This is a genomic window from Pseudomonas peradeniyensis (assembly GCF_014268935.2).
GTDB classification, from domain to species: domain Bacteria; phylum Pseudomonadota; class Gammaproteobacteria; order Pseudomonadales; family Pseudomonadaceae; genus Aquipseudomonas; species Aquipseudomonas peradeniyensis.
Genome location: NZ_JABWRJ020000003.1, coordinates 943610 through 959804 on the forward strand (window position 1 = coordinate 943610; position 16195 = coordinate 959804).

Annotated in this window: 18 protein-coding genes; 11 read left to right on the plus strand and 7 right to left on the minus strand. The window is 64.2% G+C overall.

The features are described 5' to 3' along the window. Window positions 1-228 precede the first annotated feature (228 nt). On the plus strand, window positions 229-1569 hold the full coding sequence (gene gdhA / locus HU751_RS19190) for an NADP-specific glutamate dehydrogenase (RefSeq protein ID WP_186734198.1): 1341 nt from the start codon (window positions 229-231) through the stop codon (window positions 1567-1569). A gap of 32 nt (window positions 1570-1601) precedes the next feature. Here the strand turns inward: gdhA and HU751_RS19195 are convergent, their stop codons facing one another. The 4 genes from HU751_RS19195 to HU751_RS19210 form a co-directional block, all read right to left on the minus strand. Next, the gene (locus HU751_RS19195; RefSeq protein ID WP_186734199.1) at window positions 1602-2099 is read right to left on the minus strand and encodes a GreA/GreB family elongation factor; all 498 of its coding nucleotides are present in this window, start codon (window positions 2097-2099) and stop codon (window positions 1602-1604) included. Between the two features lie 69 nt (window positions 2100-2168). Beyond that, a complete protein-coding gene (locus tag HU751_RS19200) occupies window positions 2169-2525 on the minus strand; it encodes a hypothetical protein (protein ID WP_050706896.1) in 357 nt (118 codons plus the stop codon). 170 nt (window positions 2526-2695) lie between these two features. Next, entirely contained in the window at window positions 2696-4549 is a 1854-nt protein-coding gene (locus HU751_RS19205) for an Lnb N-terminal periplasmic domain-containing protein (RefSeq protein WP_186734200.1), read from the minus strand. A gap of 78 nt (window positions 4550-4627) precedes the next feature. After that, entirely contained in the window at window positions 4628-5116 is a 489-nt protein-coding gene (locus HU751_RS19210; RefSeq protein ID WP_028691183.1) for a DUF3015 domain-containing protein, read from the minus strand. Between the two features lie 254 nt (window positions 5117-5370). On the opposite strand from HU751_RS19210, the gene HU751_RS19215 reads away from it, so the two are divergent. The 5 genes from HU751_RS19215 (at window position 5371) to bamJ (ending at window position 10248) form a co-directional block, all read left to right on the plus strand. Beyond that, complete coding sequence (locus tag HU751_RS19215) at window positions 5371-7809, plus strand: Lon protease family protein (protein WP_186734201.1); 2439 nt, start codon at window positions 5371-5373, stop codon at window positions 7807-7809. 163 nt (window positions 7810-7972) lie between these two features. After that, window positions 7973-8311: a PA4575 family protein gene (locus HU751_RS19220; protein ID WP_023631147.1), complete on the plus strand. Its 339-nt coding sequence runs from the start codon at window positions 7973-7975 to the stop codon at window positions 8309-8311. Between the two features lie 243 nt (window positions 8312-8554). Beyond that, window positions 8555-9043, plus strand: a complete 489-nt coding sequence (locus HU751_RS19225; protein ID WP_023631146.1) for a TIGR00645 family protein — start codon at window positions 8555-8557, stop codon at window positions 9041-9043. A 196-nt stretch (window positions 9044-9239) separates the two neighbouring features. Next, window positions 9240-9545, plus strand: coding sequence for a DUF6482 family protein (locus tag HU751_RS19230; protein ID WP_186712960.1), 306 nt, complete (start codon window positions 9240-9242; stop codon window positions 9543-9545). 85 nt (window positions 9546-9630) lie between these two features. Continuing rightward, window positions 9631-10248 (plus strand): BamJ family beta-barrel-assembly machinery protein, encoded by a 618-nt coding sequence (bamJ, locus tag HU751_RS19235; protein WP_050706891.1) that lies wholly within the window; start codon window positions 9631-9633, stop codon window positions 10246-10248. Window positions 10249-10324: 76 nt separating this feature from the next. On the opposite strand, the gene HU751_RS19240 is transcribed toward bamJ, so the two are convergent. The 3 genes from HU751_RS19240 to HU751_RS19250 form a co-directional block, all read right to left on the minus strand. Next, entirely contained in the window at window positions 10325-10570 is a 246-nt protein-coding gene (locus tag HU751_RS19240; RefSeq protein WP_028691179.1) for a PA4570 family protein, read from the minus strand. 151 nt (window positions 10571-10721) lie between these two features. After that, entirely contained in the window at window positions 10722-11063 is a 342-nt protein-coding gene (locus tag HU751_RS19245) for a zinc ribbon domain-containing protein YjdM (RefSeq protein ID WP_043208469.1), read from the minus strand. Between the two features lie 185 nt (window positions 11064-11248). Further along, on the minus strand, window positions 11249-12217 hold the full coding sequence (locus HU751_RS19250) for a polyprenyl synthetase family protein (protein ID WP_186712958.1): 969 nt from the start codon (window positions 12215-12217) through the stop codon (window positions 11249-11251). A 244-nt stretch (window positions 12218-12461) separates the two neighbouring features. Here HU751_RS19250 and rplU point away from each other — a divergent pair, with 244 nt between their 5' ends. From rplU to HU751_RS19275, 5 genes are all read left to right on the plus strand, one after another. Beyond that, window positions 12462-12776: a 50S ribosomal protein L21 gene (gene rplU, locus HU751_RS19255; RefSeq protein ID WP_003247466.1), complete on the plus strand. Its 315-nt coding sequence runs from the start codon at window positions 12462-12464 to the stop codon at window positions 12774-12776. 37 nt (window positions 12777-12813) lie between these two features. Beyond that, window positions 12814-13071, plus strand: a complete 258-nt coding sequence (gene rpmA, locus HU751_RS19260) for a 50S ribosomal protein L27 (protein WP_003247464.1) — start codon at window positions 12814-12816, stop codon at window positions 13069-13071. A gap of 188 nt (window positions 13072-13259) precedes the next feature. Further along, a complete protein-coding gene (cgtA, locus tag HU751_RS19265) occupies window positions 13260-14483 on the plus strand; it encodes an Obg family GTPase CgtA (RefSeq protein ID WP_110735931.1) in 1224 nt (407 codons plus the stop codon). A gap of 87 nt (window positions 14484-14570) precedes the next feature. Beyond that, on the plus strand, window positions 14571-15689 hold the full coding sequence (gene proB, locus HU751_RS19270) for a glutamate 5-kinase (protein WP_186712957.1): 1119 nt from the start codon (window positions 14571-14573) through the stop codon (window positions 15687-15689). A 23-nt stretch (window positions 15690-15712) separates the two neighbouring features. Then, entirely contained in the window at window positions 15713-16159 is a 447-nt protein-coding gene (locus HU751_RS19275; RefSeq protein ID WP_186735110.1) for a CreA family protein, read from the plus strand. Window positions 16160-16195 lie beyond the last annotated feature (36 nt).

Consider the following 16195-nt stretch of genomic DNA (forward strand, 5'->3'; position numbering starts at 1 on the left):
GCTGTTTGTCTTTGTTTGCGTGGGAGCGGGCTTGCCCCGCGATGGCCCGCGTTCAGGCAATCGTGGGGCAAGCCCGCTCCCACGATCCAGTCATTGATTCTGTATACACTTATAGAAAATGCACCAAATAATTTCATAAAAACGACATTTTGCCCTGTTCCAGTGCGATTGGTTCTTGGTACATTCGGGAAAAAACCAAAAACTATCCCTCTTGGTGAGATGTCTACCATGATCGAATCCGTCGACGATTTCCTGGCCCGATTGCAACAGCGCGACCCGGCCCAGCCCGAATTCCACCAGGCCGTGGAAGAAGTGCTACGCAGCCTGTGGCCGTTCCTCGAACAAAACCCTCACTACCTCAAGGCCGGCATCCTCGAGCGCATGGTCGAGCCCGAGCGCGCGGTGCTGTTTCGCGTGTCGTGGGTCGATGACCAGGGCAAGGTCCAGGTCAATCGCGGCTACCGCATCCAGATGAGCAGCGCCATCGGCCCGTACAAGGGCGGCCTGCGCTTCCACCCGTCGGTGAACCTGGGCGTGCTCAAGTTCCTGGCCTTCGAGCAGGTGTTCAAGAACTCGCTGACCTCGCTGCCCATGGGCGGCGGCAAGGGTGGTTCGGACTTCGATCCGAAGGGCAAGAGCGACGCCGAAGTGATGCGCTTCTGCCAGGCGTTCATGAGCGAGCTGTACCGTCATATCGGCGCCGACCTCGACGTGCCGGCCGGTGATATCGGCGTCGGCGCCCGCGAGATCGGCTTCCTGTTCGGCCAGTACAAGCGCCTGGCCAACCAGTTCACCTCGGTGCTGACCGGCAAGGGCATGACCTACGGCGGCAGCCTGATCCGCCCGGAGGCCACCGGCTATGGTTGCGTGTACTTCGCCGAAGAGATGCTCAAGCGCCAGGACAAGCGCATCGACGGTCGCCGCGTGGCGATCTCTGGTTCCGGCAACGTTGCCCAGTACGCCGCGCGCAAGGTCATGGACCTGGGCGGCAAGGTGATCTCGCTGTCCGACTCCGAAGGCACCCTGTTCTGCGAAGCCGGCCTGAACGACGCGCAATGGGATGCGCTGATGGAACTGAAGAACGTCAAGCGCGGCCGTCTCAGCGAGCTGGCCGGGCCGTTCGGCCTGGAGTTCCGCAAGGGCCAGACACCATGGTCCCTGCCGTGTGACATCGCCCTGCCGTGCGCCACCCAGAACGAACTGAACGCCGAGGACGCCCGTACCCTGCTGCGCAACGGCTGCATCTGCGTGGCCGAAGGCGCCAACATGCCGACCACCCTGGAGGCTGTGGATATCTTCATCGAGGCTGGCATCCTCTATGCGCCGGGCAAGGCTTCCAACGCTGGCGGCGTCGCCGTGTCGGGCCTGGAGATGTCGCAGAATGCCATGCGCCTGCTGTGGACCGCGGGCGAGGTGGACAGCAAGCTGCACCACATCATGCAGTCGATCCACCATGCGTGCGTGCATTATGGGGAAGAGGCTGATGGCAGCATCAACTATGTGAAAGGCGCCAACATCGCGGGCTTCGTGAAAGTCGCCGATGCCATGCTGGCGCAGGGCGTGGTCTGATCTCGGATCGCAGGGGGCTGCAAAGCAGCCCCTCAACCCTCAACCTCGATTCCAATAATCTCGATCATCTGATCCCCCGCCGGCCTTCGCCACAACACTTCATCCCCAGGTCCGGCCCCCAGCAACGCCTGCCCCAGCGGCGAGCCCCAGTTGATCAGCCCATGCAGAGCATCTGCCTGGTCCTCGCCCACCAGTTGTACCTGATGCTCCCGTCCATCCTCATCGACGAATCGCACCCGACTGCCAATCTGTACCTTCTCCGTGGACGTGGCCGCAGGCACCACCTGCGCACTCTGCACGCGGGCGTTGAAGTAGCGCAGGTCGCGCTCGGTATCGGCCAATCGCTGTTGGTCGGCCCGCTCGCCCTGCGCCTGCAGTTCGCCGCGCAGCGCGTTCAGCGCGGCCAGCCGTTGCTGCAACTGGGCAAGGCCGGTGGCGGTGACATAGTTGGGCTGGTCGCTGACCCGCCGTTCCACCGGCTGGCTGGCCTGGGCGGCGGCCTGGTCCTCGTTGACGAATGCTCGGCTCATGCAGGGGCCTCCATGTACTGGAGACCATGGTGGCAGGTTACGGGTTGCAACGGTTGTCCGTTTGCGACGTCACTTGCGGCGATAGGCGCGGGCGGCGTCCTGGTCCTTTTCCTGCTGCCACTCGCGGTCGCGCTCGTCCCAGTAGCGTTCGCGGTACTCGCGCAGGTCTTCGTTGGACTGCATCGCGTGGCACTGGCGGAAGCCGTCGTCCCAGCCGCTTTCGTACTGGCGATTGTGCAGGTAGCGCGGGACATCCTTGCGAAAGTCGCCGGCCATCAGCCCGGCGGCCTGGCGACCGCTGCTGCAGCCATCCTGGAAGCCGTCGGCGTAGGCGGGGGGATAGCCCTGGTTGACCATCTGTTCGTGGGTGGTCTCACATCCCGCCAGCAGCAATGCGACACACAGGCCCAACCAATACCGCGACATATCCACCAGACCTTTGACGTAATGGTGGAAAGTCTAGGGGGGGAATTGTCGGCGCGATGTCAAAACGCTGTCGAAGGATCGCGGCGCAGTCGTGGGAGCTGGCTTGTCCCGCGATAAGCCAGCGGACGTATCGCGGGGCAAGCCCGCTCCCACGAGGAAGGCCACGTTGATCAGTATTGGTACCACTTGAGCTCCAGCATCACCTCGTTCTGCGCCGTGGCCAGATGACTGAACTGCCGCGAAGCGCTCAAGCGTAGCCCCAGGTCCCGGCTGATCTCCCACTGCTGGTTCAGGCTCACGCTGCGCCGTACCTCGCCATTGGTGAAGTAATCACCCTTGGCTTCCAGGGTCAGGTTGCCCAGCGGATTGCGCCACAGCAGCCCGCCATTGAACCCGGCCGCCGGTGAGATGAACTCGGCGAAGTCGTTGTGGTGTTCCACCCGCACTGTACCCAGGGCAAAGCCCAGCAGGTCGTCGCCCAGCTGCCAGGTACCGCCAGCGCCGCCATTGACGTGGCTGACCAGCACCTCGTCGTCGTGCTTGCCCGGCACCCGCTCCAGGCCACCGGCGACCTGCCACGACCAGGGCTTGAGCAACTCATTGCGCGGGGTCAGCGAGCGGATGGTGGCCAGGTCCAGGCGCTGCACCTGCCAGTCGTTGCCCTCGTACTGGCGCAGCTTGAGCTGGAGGATCTCGATCTGCGCGCCCAGCGGGAAGCCGTACAGGTTGTCGTTGAGGTCGTGGTAGGCCATGCGCAGGCCGTACTCGGCATAGGCGCGGTCTTCGCGGGTCCCGACGCCCAGTTGCCAGGTGCGCGACTGATGACCATCCTCGGGCAGGCCCGGGCGCTCGATCGCCAGCGGGGGCGGCGGGTTGCGGTTGATCGCCCTGAGCAGCTCGAAACTGCGCGCGGCCTGGGCCGGGTCGCGCTCCTGGCCGTTGGCCCGGTAGCGCTCCAGACGGTAGGCGGCATCCTGCACCAGCGCCTGGCGCTCGCGGGGCAGGGCGGTGAAGTCGGGGCTCCGCAGGTGGGTGGTGTCGGCACTGATGGCCAGGACCTGCTGTTTTTCCTCATGCGCCAGCGGCTCGGCGCGGGCCAGCAGCTCGCGCTCGCGGGAGGGGCGATAGCGCACGTCGGAGACCAGCCCCGACTGCTTGACCGCCTTGACCGTGTCGGTGGGGATCGCGGTCAGCGGGAACTGCGAGGTCAGGTCCAGGCTCGGGCGCGCCACCTGCAGCAGTTCCAGCAGGCGGTAGGAGCAGTTCTCGTCGAAGAAGAAGTAGTCGAACTTGACCTGCCTGAGCTCCCACACGTGCTCGACCATGCGCCCGGTTTCCTGCGGCGTCAGGTCCAGCTGGTATTCCCACAGGTCGCGGTTCTCAAGGCTGCGGTATTCGGAGAGTTTCTCCTGGTAGGGCATGATCGCGAACAATCCGGGGTAGCCGCCCATCAGGCCTTTCCAGGCATAGAGGATGCTGTTGTCGCTGCCTTCGATGTAGGCGCCGAAGTTGATCGCGTAGCTCAGCAGCGTGGTGTCGTCGCGGCGGCTGCTGGACTGGTCGATGCGCAGCAACGTGTGGCCGAACATCGACGACGGGCTGTTGAGGTAGGCCGCCGGGAAGATCAGCGTCGCGCTGTGCGGGTCGATGGACGTGTACCAGGTCTTGAACTCCTGGCAGTCCGGGCTCGGCAGGTCGGTCAGGCCCAGCTGCTCACTTAGCCAGCGGGTACGCGCGGGAAACACGCACTGGGCATGCTTGTCGCCCAGGCTGGCCGGGGCGTACAGGGCGGCGACCGTGGCCTGCAGCTCCTGGTCCGGGTGATGGGCGCCATCTTCGGCGAGGAAGAAGCGTCGATCGTCCACATAGCTGCGCCAGCCGCCGAGCTTGGCGGTCTCGTAGTGCCCGAGGGCGATCCAGTAGGGCGTGGCCGCCAACTGCTGGACGCGGGCCGGGTCGAGCTGGGGTGCGGCATGAATCGGTGCGCTGACGATCAGCGCCAGGGAAGCGAGGCGTTTGAGCATGTCGGGCAACTACATCCTGATGATGCCGGAAGGTGAAGCGCCAAGCCCGCCCCGCAACCGGGGCGGGAGGCGTGGAACTCAAGCCTCGGTGGCGTACTTGGCCAGTTGCGGGTCGCTCTTGAGCACGGCCAGGGTGTTGGAGTGGACAGTCTCGGCAGTCACGTCGGCGCTGCTGAAGATCTGCTGGAAGTGCTCATGGGTGACGGCGGCGAAGCGCGCGCGGTCTTCAGGGGCCACACCGAGGACCACGGCATAGGTGGTCAGGGCTTCGCCCTGGCCCTGGGCCATGTCTTCGGAGAGCTCGTTCATCATGCCGTTCATGGCGAACCAGGATTTGCCGCCATAGGTGAGCGCGGCCTTGGTCGAGCAGCCGTTGGTGCCCGAGGTCATGCCGAAGGTTGCGTTGCCGGAGGTGCCGTTGGTGGTGGAAGCCAGGAAGTGGGCCGGTGTGCCGCGCTGGCCCTCGAACAGCAGGTTGCCCCAGCCGCAGTTCGGGCCGCCCGGCGCTTCGGCCATGGCGTTGATCGAGACAGCGGCGAACAGAGTACCCAGAAGAATCCGTTTCATAGCGTTGTTCTCTTTCTCAAGTGACGTACCAATGGTCAGGGTTCTGGCAACGCGGTTGCCAGGGCGGGAGGATTTCCATCCCCCTGCGCAGCTTGGAGTTTAGGCACGATCCAAAGGTTGCGTTGTTTATTGCGAAAAATTGCTTGCGCGATCGGCCATGTTGGGCTGTGACATAAAGTCCCACGGAGCCTTGCCGCTGCGCGCCGGCAGCGCCAGAATGCCTTTCATCCGCCCCGCCGAAGTAAGGAAACCCAATGCCCGATCCTGTCGCCTCGCGCCTGCGTCTCGCGCCCGAAGCCCTGACCCGGCGTTTCTCCGCTGAACAGTTCGCTTTCTCCAACACCGACGACCTGGAGCCGTTTCGTGGCGTCCTGGGCCAGGAACGTGCCGTCGAGGCCCTGCAGTTCGGCGTGGCCATGCCGCGCCCCGGTTACAACGTGTATGTGATGGGCGAGCCCGGCACGGGCCGCTTCTCCTTCGTCAAGCGTTACCTCAAGGCTGAAGGCAAGCGCCAGCACACCCCGGCCGACTGGCTGTACGTCAACAACTTCGAGGACTCCCGCGAGCCCCGGGCCCTTGAGCTGCCGTCCGGCAGCGCCCATGAGTTCATCAACGACATGAACGGGCTGATCGACAACCTGCTGGCGACCTTCCCGGCGGTGTTCGAGCACCCGTCGTACCAGCAGAAGAAGAGTGCCATCGACCGTGCCTTCAACCAGCGCTACGACCGGGCGCTGGACGTGATCGAGCGGGCCTCGCTGGAAAAGGACGTGGCGCTGTACCGCGACAGCAGCAATGTCGCTTTCACCCCCATGGCAGATGGCAAGGCGCTGGACGAAGCCGAATTCGCCCAACTGCCGGAGGCATTGCGCGAGCGTTTCCACGAGGACATCGCCGAGCTGGAGGAGCGCCTGAACGAGGAGCTCTCCAGCCTGCCGCAGTGGAAGCGCGAATCGAACAACCAGTTGCGCCAGCTCAACGAAGAGACCATCACCCTCGCCCTGCAGCCGCTGCTGGCGCCGCTGTCGGAGAAGTACGCGGAAAACGCCGCGGTGTGCGCTTACCTGCAATCGATGCAGTTGAACCTGCTGCGCACCGTGGTCGAACAGTTGGTCGACGACAGCAAGACCGACGCCGTGGCGCGCAAGATGCTCGAAGAGCAGTACGCGCCCAACCTGGTGGTCGGCCATCCCGGCAAGGGCGGGGCGCCGGTGGTGTTCGAGCCGCATCCGACCTACGACAACCTGTTCGGCCGTATCGAATACAGCACCGACCAGGGCGCGTTGTATACCTCCTACCGCCAGCTGCGTGCGGGGGCATTGCACCGCGCCAACGGCGGCTTCCTGATCCTGGAAGCGGAGAAGATGCTCGGCGAGCCGTTCGTCTGGGACGCGCTCAAGCGTGCCCTGCAATCGCGCAAGTTGAAGATGGAGTCGCCGCTGGGCGAACTGGGCCGCGTCGCCACCGTCAGCCTGACGCCGCAGATGATCCCGCTCAGCGTCAAGCTGGTAATCATCGGCTCGCGCCAGCTGTACTACGCGCTGCAGGACCATGACTCGGACTTCCAGGAGATGTTCCGGGTGCTGGTGGACTTCGACGAAGACATGCCCATGGTCGACGAGAACCTGGAGCAGTTCGCCCAGCTGTTGCGTACCCGCACCAACGAAGAAGGCATGGCGCCGCTGACCAGCGACGCGGTGGCGCGCCTGGCCACCTACAGCGCGCGCCTGGCCGAGAACCAGTCGCGGCTGTCGGCGCGGATCGGCGATTTGTTCCAGCTGGTCAGCGAGGCGGATTTCATCCGCCAGCTGGCCAACGAGGCCATGACCGACGCCGGCCACATCGAGCGTGCGCTCAAGGCCAAGGCCCAGCGCACCGGGCGGGTCTCGCAGCGGGTGCTCGACGACATGCTCGCCGGGATCATCCTGATCGACACCGAAGGCGCGGCAATCGGCAAGTGCAACGGCCTGACCGTGCTCGAGGTCGGTGATTCGGCGTTCGGCATGCCGGCGCGGATTTCCGCCACGGTCTATCCGGGCGGCAGCGGCATCGTCGACATCGAGCGCGAGGTCAACCTCGGGCAGCCGATCCACTCCAAGGGGGTGATGATCCTCACCGGCTACCTGGGCAGCCGCTACGCCCAGGAGTTCCCCCTGGCGATCTCGGCGAGCATTGCCCTGGAGCAGTCCTACGGCTACGTCGATGGCGACAGCGCCTCGCTGGGCGAGGCCTGCACATTGATCTCGGCGCTGTCGCGCACGCCGCTCAAGCAGTGCTTCGCCATCACCGGCTCGATCAACCAGTTCGGCGAGGTGCAGGCGGTCGGCGGGGTCAACGAGAAAATCGAAGGCTTCTTCCGCCTCTGCGAGGCCCGTGGCCTGACCGGCGAACAGGGCGTGATCATCCCGCGGGCCAACGTCGCCACGCTGATGCTCGACGAGCGGGTGGTGCAGGCGGTCGAGGCCGGGCGCTTCCATGTCTACGCCGTCAGCCAGGCCGACGAGGCGCTGAGCCTGCTGGTCGGCGAGGAAGCCGGCGCGGTCGACGACAAGGGCGAATTCGCCGAGGGCAGCGTCAACGCCCGGGTGGTCGAGCGCCTGCGGGTGATCGCCGAGATGATCAGCGAGGAAGAGATCAAGGAGGCCGAGAAGGAGCGCATGGAGGAGGTCATCGCCCAGGCCAAGCCTGCCTGAGTCAATAAACCGGCGTTGGCGGCCATGTGCTACCGTTCAGCGCCGGTTTTCCAACTTTTTCCTCAGCTCGGCTAAAGTGGAACTTAAGGACGTTGTCAGGGTTCAGGATGGAAACAGCCTGAGGGTTTCAGGCTGAACAGGGCTTTACAGAGGGGACGCCGCCATGCGCAACCTCAGCCTCACCCGCCAGTGCCTGGGCCTGGTGACCCGCATCGAATGCAGCATCCGTCCGCTGGCCGGGGACAACGGCATGTGGACCTTGCTGTTCGCCGCCGGCATGGCCGGCGAACAACCCTCGGCGATCAAGGCCCAGGGCCCGTTCCATGGGCCGATGGTGGCCGAGTCGGTGATGAACGCCATCGTCGACAGCCTCACCCTTCATGGTTATCAGGTCGCGGAGGACCCGCAGATCTGGTGCCTGCACCTGCAGGCGCAGTTGCGCCGGATCAACGGTGAGCGGTGCCGCAATCTTGGGGACTATCAGTTCCATCCGGAGACCTGAGCGTTTTTCCTGTGGAACCAGGTTCCCGTGGGAGCGGGCTTGCCCCGCGATAGAGGCCCGGCCTGGCCATTGTGACAGGGCGGCTGGCGCCATCGCGGGGCAAGCCCGCTCCCACGAAGTCGCCTCCACAAAGTCTACTCGCACGATGCACTGCGGCAACCAGCCGCAGGCTTTTGCTGTCACAGGTGGCTGGCTATACTCGCGCTCGCTTTTCCAGTCACTTCACGAGTCCCCCTACTGTCCATGGAACGTATCCTCGAAAACGCGATGTATGCCTCGCGCTGGCTGCTCGCCCCGATCTATTTCGGCCTCTCGCTGGGCCTGCTGGCATTGGCCCTGAAGTTCTTCCAGGAAATCATCCATGTCCTGCCCAACGTCTTCACCCTCGCCGAAGCCGACCTGATCCTGGTGATCCTGTCGCTGATCGACATGTCGCTGGTCGGCGGCCTGCTGGTGATGGTGATGATCTCCGGCTACGAGAACTTCGTCTCGCAGCTGGACATCGACGAGAGCAAGGAAAAGCTCAACTGGCTGGGCAAGATGGACTCCTCTTCGCTGAAGATGAAAGTCGCCGCCTCCATCGTTGCCATCTCCTCGATCCACTTGCTGCGGGTGTTCATGGATGCGCAGAACATCTCCACCGACTACCTGATGTGGTACGTGATCATCCACATGACCTTCGTCATCTCGGCGTTTGTCATGGGTTACCTGGATCGTATTACCAAGCACTGATTGGTCTGGGTGCTATCGCGGGGCAAGTCGCATCGGCGCACCGCCGCTCCCACGCAGGCCTTGAGGGTTGCGTGGGAGCGGCGGTGCGCCGATGCGACTTGCCCCGCGATCTTTCTGACCGACGGCAGCTTGTGCTTTCGCCGTTGTCGTACAAAAAATGAGCACTCATGCGTGGTTCCCGCAGCGAGGTACGCCCATGAACCTGCATCAGCTCAATACCGAGGCCAGGGCTGGCCATGTCGACGAACTCAACCTGATCGCCATCGAAGGCGGTGACTACCTGCTCGAGGCCCGGGTCAAGGGCCGTGCCCACCCATTGGACGATGCGCGTGGCAAGCGTCTGCGTGTGCACTCTGTCGAAGATGCGCGTCAGCTCCTGCAAGCGCTTCCCCTGCTGTCGATGAACCTGGTGCACTGGTCCGTGCAGGACGAGATGTGCGGCCTGGGTCTGCACCCGGAAGAAGACCTCAAGGTCCCGATTTCCCAGCGTTCGGCCTGGTAGCTGCTTCGCGCGGCACCAGTGTGCTAGGCTGCTCGCCCTTTTCATTAGGGCGCGGATGCAGTGCGCCCTTAAGCGGAGCAAGCCAATGTCCGAACTCAACCTGTCCACCGACGAATCCCGCGTCAGCTACGGCATCGGCCGCCAACTGGGCGGCCAGCTGCGTGACAACCCGCCACCAGGCGTCAACCTGAACGCTATCGTTGCCGGCCTGACCGACGCCTTCAACGGCGCCGACAGCCGCGTCAGCGAAGAAGACCTGTCCGCCGCCTTCAAGGTCATCCGCGAAGTGATGCAGGCCGAAGCCGCTGCCAAGGCCGAAGCCGCCGCTGCCGCCGGCAAGGACTTCCTGGCCTTCAACGCCAAGCGCGAAGGCATCGTGACCCTGGCCTCGGGCCTGCAGTACGAAGTGCTGACCGCAGGCGAGGGCGCCAAGCCGACCCGCGAAGACAACGTGCGTACCCACTACCACGGTACCCTGATCGACGGCACCGTGTTCGACAGCTCCTACGATCGCGGCCAACCAGCCGAATTCCCGGTCGGTGGCGTGATCGCCGGCTGGACCGAGGCCCTGCAGCTGATGAACGCCGGCAGCAAATGGCGCCTGTACGTGCCGAGCGAGCTGGCCTACGGCGCCCAGGGCGTCGGCAGCATCCCGCCGCACAGCACCCTGGTGTTCGACGTCGAGCTGCTCGACGTTCTGTAATGCCTGATCGCGGGGCAAGCCCGCTCCCACTGGTGCTCTGCTACCGCGTGGGAGCGGGCTTGCCCCGCGATGCCTTTCAGTTCCAATCCGTTCCCCCCGGGCGCAACGCCCGCGCATAGCAGAACAGAAACAGATTCCTCACCAGCTCCTTGAGCACCCCGGGTTCACTCGAATTCAGCCCCGTGAGGTCCAGGTCACCCTGGTCACGCAGTTCGTCGAGCGCGTCTTCCTCGAGCACGGCGCACACTTCGCCGGTCTCGCGATGCAGGATGCGCAGGTAGGGGTGGGGGCGGTCGAGCCAGGCGTCGATCAGATAGGTCATGGCTATTCTCCTTGGATAGCGTTTCCAATGAGAATAATTCTTATTATCAAAATAGCAAGGGACTATTGGAAGAAATCTTCCGAATGGTGCAGGCGATCCTGTTGCAGGATCTGTCAGGGCCGCCCGCAGGGCAGCCCCTAGGGGCAGGAGATCAGACCTTGCGCACGAACTCGGACTTGAGCTTCATCGCGCCGATGCCGTCGATCTTGCAGTCGATGTCGTGGTCGCCATCGCACAGGCGGATGTTCTTGACCTTGGTACCGACCTTGACCACCAGGGACGAACCCTTGACCTTGAGGTCCTTGATCACGGTGACGGTGTCGCCGTCCTGCAGGACGTTGCCGACCGAATCCTTCTTCACCACGTCGTCGCTGGCGGCTTCGGCTTCGCCGTTGGCCGACCACTCGTGGGCGCATTCGGGGCAGATCAGTTGGGTGCCATCCTCATAGGTGTATTCGGAGTTGCATTTGGGGCAGGGTGGCAGAGTGCTCACGGCGTTTCCTTTCAAGTACAGGCGGGTAAAGGCGCACATTGTATAAGGTTTTGGTGCTGGCTGCACAAATGCATCGCGGGGCAAGTCGCATCGGCGCACCGCCGCTCCCACGCCATGATGTGTGCTGGCGTGGGAGCGGCGGTGCGCCGATGCGACTTGCCCCGCGATGAGGGTGTTGCGATGAATCAGTGGGTGCGCGCGACCGCGAACTCGCTCAGCTCGACCAGGGCATCCCGGTACTCGCTGGCCGGCAGCACTTCCAGGCAGGCGATGGCACGGGCGACGTAGTCGCGGGCCATCTGCGCGGTGTAGTCCAGGGCGCCGGACGCCTCGACGGCGATGCGGATCTGCTCCAGGTCTTCCAGGCCGCCTTTCTGGATCGCCTGGCGTACCAGCGCGGCCTGCTCCGGGGTGCCTTCGCGCATGGTGTAGATCAGTGGCAGGGTCGGCTTGCCTTCGGCCAGGTCGTCGCCGACGTTCTTGCCCAGGGTCTCGGAGTCGCCCTTGTAGTCCAGCAGGTCGTCGACCAGCTGGAAGGCCACGCCCAGGTGGTCGCCGAAGGTACGCAGGGCTTCGCGCTGCTCGTCGGTGGCGCCGGCCAGCGCGGCGGCGCTGTGGGTCGAGGCCTCGAACAGCATCGCGGTCTTGCCGCGGATGACGTCCATGTACACCTCTTCGGTGGTGCTGGCGTCGCGCACGCGCGACAGCTGCAGCACTTCACCCTCGGCGATTACCCGGGTGGCCTTGGAGAGGATCTGCATGACCGGCATCGAACCCAGTTCGACCATCATCTCGAACGAGCGCGAATAGAGGAAGTCGCCCACCAGCACGCTCGGCGCGTTGCCCCACAGAGCGTTGGCGGTGGAGCGGCCACGGCGCATGCCGGACATGTCGACCACGTCGTCGTGCAGCAGGGTGGCGGTGTGCAGGAACTCGATGGTCGCCGCCAGCAGGCGCAGGTCGTCGCCTTCGCGGCCCAGGGCCTTGCCGCACAGCAGCACCAGCAGCGGGCGCAGGCGTTTGCCGCCGGCGGACGTGATATAGTCACCGATCTTCGATACCAGCGGGACGCGCGAGGTCAGCTGCTTCTTGATGATCTCGTCGACGGCGCTGAAATCGTCAGCTACCGCGCGGTAGAAGGATTGGGGTTGCATCGGCTGCTCCATTGAGGTTGCGCGGCATGCTAGGTCGCAGGTCCCGGTGTGTCAAGGCGCGGTGGCCGTGGCCCCGGGCCGGTACTTGCAAGCATTTATGGGGTTGCGTACAATCGCGCACCCTAACTTCCTGGGCAGCACCTGCCTTACGCAATTGCACCGGGCCGTTCCAGCCCTGTGCAGCCATGCCAGCCAATACTCATCATATAAAGCGCTGGGTGAGCAGGATTATCGGAGAAATACCATGTCTTACGCAGTAATCGTTACCGGCGGCAAGCAGTACAAAGTCGCTGAAGGTGAATTCCTCAAGATCGAAAAACTGGAAGTCGCCACTGGCGAATCCGTGACCTTCGATCGCGTCCTGCTGGTCGCCAACGGTGAAGAAGTCACCATCGGCGCTCCAGTTGTTGCTGGTGCTAAAGTAGTGGCCGAAGTTGTTTCGCAAGGCCGCCACGACAAGGTTCGCATCATCAAGTTCCGTCGTCGTAAGCACCACATGAAGCGCATGGGCCACCGCCAGTGGTTCACCGAAATCAAAATCACCGGTATCCAGGCTTAATCGCCCCGATCCCCTGAATTTATTGGAGAATTGAACCATGGCTCACAAGAAGGCTGGTGGTAGTACTCGTAACGGTCGCGACTCAGAATCTAAACGCCTTGGCGTGAAGATGTATGGCGGCCAGGTGATCAAGCCGGGCAACATCATCGTCCGTCAGCGCGGCACCGAATTCCACGCTGGCTACGGCGTTGGCATGGGCAAGGATCACACCCTGTTCGCCAAGATCGAAGGCGTGATCAAGTTCGAGAAGAAAGGCGAGTTCATGCGCCGTTACGTGAGCATCGTCGCCGCTTAATCGCGACGTCGCTCCAGAAGCCCCGTCATGCGACGGGGCTTTTTCGTTTGTGGTGAGCCTCTTGCAAAGCTGTTTGAATGGGCTGCCGGCGTTGGTTTCTGGTTCGTACGGGGCCGCCGCGCTCATCTTCGCAAGAGCCTCATGGTTATCTGGTTTTCGACTCGTCATCCGACGAGAGGCGGTTTTGAATGAAGTTTGTAGACGAAGTATCGATCCGGGTTAAGGCCGGTGACGGCGGCAACGGTTGCATGAGCTTCCGCCGCGAGAAATTCATCGAGAACGGCGGTCCCAACGGCGGTGACGGTGGCGACGGTGGCTCGGTGTACATGGTGGCCGACGAGAACCTCAACACCCTCGTCGACTATCGCTACACCCGTCACCACGAGGCCCAGCGCGGCTCCAACGGCGGCAGCACCGACTGCACCGGCAAGAAGGGCGACGACCTGTTCCTGCGCGTGCCGGTGGGCACCACCGTGATCGACGCAGCCACCCAGGAAGTCATCGGTGACCTGATCACCCCGGGCCAGAAGCTGATGGTCGCCCAGGGCGGCTGGCACGGCCTGGGCAACACCCGCTTCAAGTCCAGCACCAACCGTGCGCCGCGCCAGACCACCCCGGGCAAGCCCGGCGATCAGCGTGACCTGAAGATGGAAATGAAGGTCCTGGCCGACGTCGGCCTGCTGGGCCTGCCGAACGCCGGCAAGAGCACCTTCATCCGTTCGGTCTCGGCCGCAAAGCCGAAAGTCGCCGACTACCCGTTCACCACCCTGGTGCCGAACCTGGGCGTGGTCAGCGTCGACCGCTGGAAGAGCTTCGTCATCGCCGACATCCCCGGCCTGATCGAAGGCGCCTCCGAAGGTGCCGGCCTGGGTATCCGCTTCCTCAAGCACCTGGCACGTACCCGCGTGCTGCTGCACCTGGTCGACCTGGCGCCGCTGGACGGCAGCAGCCCGGCCGACGCCGCCGAGATCATCATCAACGAGCTGGCGCAGTTCAGCCCGGCGCTGGTCGATCGTGAGCGCTGGCTGGTGCTGAACAAGGCCGACATGATCATGGACGACGAGAAGGATGAGCGCGTCAAGGAAGTGGTCGAGCGCCTGAACTGGGATGGCCCGGTCTATGTGATCTCGGCCATCGCCAAGCAGGGCACCGAGAAGCTCAGCCACGACCTGATGCGCTACCTCGAAGACCGCGCCGACCGCCTGGCCAACGACCCGGCCTACGCCGAGGAACTGGCCGAGCTCGACCAGCGCATCGAGGACGAGGCCCGCGCCCAGCTGCAGGCCCTGGATGACGCCCGCACCCTGCGCCGCACCGGCGTCAAGAGCGTGCACGACATCGGCGACGATGACGACTGGGATGATTTCGAGGACGACGAAGACGGCCCGGAAATCATTTACGTGCGCGACTGATCGGTTGCAGTACACTGAACGCCGCTCTCTGGAGCGGCGTTTTTGTATCCACGGTATCTACAGATTCGACATAGGTTGGAAGAGAAGATGCGAAGCAAGGTGACTGGCGCCAAGCGCTGGGTCGTGAAGATCGGCAGCGCGCTGCTGACCGCCGATGGCAAGGGCCTCGACCGCGGCGCCATGGCGGTATGGGTCGAGCAGATGGTGGCCCTGCGTGAAGCGGGCGTGGAACTGGTGCTGGTCTCCTCCGGGGCCGTGGCCGCCGGCATGAGCCAGCTGGGCTGGACCTCGCGACCGAGCGCGATGAACGAGCTGCAGGCCGCCGCCTCGATCGGCCAGATGCGTCTGGTGCAGGCCTGGGAGTCGAGCTTCGGCGAGCACGGCAAGCACACCGCGCAGATCCTGCTGACCCACGACGACCTCTCCGACCGCAAGCGCTACCTCAACGCCCGCAGCACCCTGCGCACCCTGGTCGACCTGGGCGTGGTGCCGGTGATCAACGAGAACGACACCGTGGTCACCGACGAGATTCGCTTCGGCGACAACGACACCTTGGCCGCCCTGGTGGCCAACCTGGTGGAAGCCGACCTGCTGGTGATCCTCACCGACCGCGACGGCATGTTCGACGCCGACCCGCGCAACAACCCCGAAGCCCAGCTGATCTACGAAGCCCGTGCCGACGATCCGTCGCTAGACGCCGTGGCCGGCGGCACCGGCGGCGCCCTGGGCCGCGGCGGCATGCAGACCAAGCTGCGCGCCGCGCGCCTGGCCGCCCGTTCCGGTGCCCATACCATCATCATCGGTGGCCGTATCGAGCGCGTGCTGGATCGCCTGAAGGCCGGCGAGCGCCTGGGCACCCTGCTGTCGCCCGAGCGCGGCATGCTTGCCGCACGCAAGCAGTGGCTGGCCGGCCACCTGCAGACCCGTGGCACCCTGGTGCTCGACGACGGCGCCGTGAAGGCCTTGCGCGAATCGAACAAGAGCCTGCTGCCGGTGGGCGTGAAGACCGTGCAGGGCAGCTTCCGTCGCGGCGAGATGGTGGTCTGCGTCGGCCCCGACGGCCTGGAAGTGGCCCGTGGCCTGGCCAACTACAGCGCCCTGGAGGCGCAGAAGATCATTGGCCAGCCGTCCGACGCCATCGAGAGCCTGCTGGGCTACAGCGCCGAGCCTGAGTTGGTGCACCGCGATAACCTGGTCCTGGTCTGAAGGAGATCACCGTGCTGAAAAGGATGTTTGCCGTGGCGGCGCTGCTGCTGCCGATGCTGGCCGGGGCCGAGGAGATCGGCCAGGTGTCCACCGTGTTCAAGTTCGTCGGGCCCAACGACCGTATCGTGGTCGAGGCGTTCGATGATCCGAAGGTCGACGGCGTGACCTGCTACCTGTCGCGGGCCAAGACCGGCGGGCTCAAGGGTGGCTTGGGGCTGGCGGAGGACCGTGCCGAGGCGTCGATCGCCTGCCGTCAGGTGGGGCCGATCCACTTCAAGGGTGACTTGAAGGATGGCGAGGAGGTGTTCAAGGAGCGCACCTCGCTGGTGTTCAAGACCATGCAGGTGGTGCGTTTTCTCGACAAGAAGCGCAATACGCTGGTGTACCTGGTGTACAGCGACCGGGTGATCGAAGGCAGCCCGCAGAATGCGGTGACGGCGATTCCGATTGTGCCGTGGGCACAGCAATAACCGATAGATAGCGGGGAGGCCTTCGGCCTCCTTTCG

What these genes read in the sequence shown, in the direction of transcription:
- gdhA (WP_186734198.1), top strand. Translation starts at nt 229, where the DNA reads ATGATCGAATCCGTCGACGATTTCCTGGCCCGATTGCAACAGCGCGAC.
- HU751_RS19195 (WP_186734199.1), bottom strand. Translation starts at nt 2,099, where the DNA reads ATGAGCCGAGCATTCGTCAACGAGGACCAGGCCGCCGCCCAGGCCAGC.
- HU751_RS19200 (WP_050706896.1), bottom strand. Translation starts at nt 2,525, where the DNA reads ATGTCGCGGTATTGGTTGGGCCTGTGTGTCGCATTGCTGCTGGCGGGA.
- HU751_RS19205 (WP_186734200.1), bottom strand. Translation starts at nt 4,549, where the DNA reads ATGCTCAAACGCCTCGCTTCCCTGGCGCTGATCGTCAGCGCACCGATT.
- HU751_RS19210 (WP_028691183.1), bottom strand. Translation starts at nt 5,116, where the DNA reads ATGAAACGGATTCTTCTGGGTACTCTGTTCGCCGCTGTCTCGATCAAC.
- HU751_RS19215 (WP_186734201.1), top strand. Translation starts at nt 5,371, where the DNA reads ATGCCCGATCCTGTCGCCTCGCGCCTGCGTCTCGCGCCCGAAGCCCTG.
- HU751_RS19220 (WP_023631147.1), top strand. Translation starts at nt 7,973, where the DNA reads ATGCGCAACCTCAGCCTCACCCGCCAGTGCCTGGGCCTGGTGACCCGC.
- HU751_RS19225 (WP_023631146.1), top strand. Translation starts at nt 8,555, where the DNA reads ATGGAACGTATCCTCGAAAACGCGATGTATGCCTCGCGCTGGCTGCTC.
- HU751_RS19230 (WP_186712960.1), top strand. Translation starts at nt 9,240, where the DNA reads ATGAACCTGCATCAGCTCAATACCGAGGCCAGGGCTGGCCATGTCGAC.
- bamJ (WP_050706891.1), top strand. Translation starts at nt 9,631, where the DNA reads ATGTCCGAACTCAACCTGTCCACCGACGAATCCCGCGTCAGCTACGGC.
- HU751_RS19240 (WP_028691179.1), bottom strand. Translation starts at nt 10,570, where the DNA reads ATGACCTATCTGATCGACGCCTGGCTCGACCGCCCCCACCCCTACCTG.
- HU751_RS19250 (WP_186712958.1), bottom strand. Translation starts at nt 12,217, where the DNA reads ATGCAACCCCAATCCTTCTACCGCGCGGTAGCTGACGATTTCAGCGCC.
- rplU (WP_003247466.1), top strand. Translation starts at nt 12,462, where the DNA reads ATGTCTTACGCAGTAATCGTTACCGGCGGCAAGCAGTACAAAGTCGCT.
- rpmA (WP_003247464.1), top strand. Translation starts at nt 12,814, where the DNA reads ATGGCTCACAAGAAGGCTGGTGGTAGTACTCGTAACGGTCGCGACTCA.
- cgtA (WP_110735931.1), top strand. Translation starts at nt 13,260, where the DNA reads ATGAAGTTTGTAGACGAAGTATCGATCCGGGTTAAGGCCGGTGACGGC.
- proB (WP_186712957.1), top strand. Translation starts at nt 14,571, where the DNA reads ATGCGAAGCAAGGTGACTGGCGCCAAGCGCTGGGTCGTGAAGATCGGC.
- HU751_RS19275 (WP_186735110.1), top strand. Translation starts at nt 15,713, where the DNA reads ATGTTTGCCGTGGCGGCGCTGCTGCTGCCGATGCTGGCCGGGGCCGAG.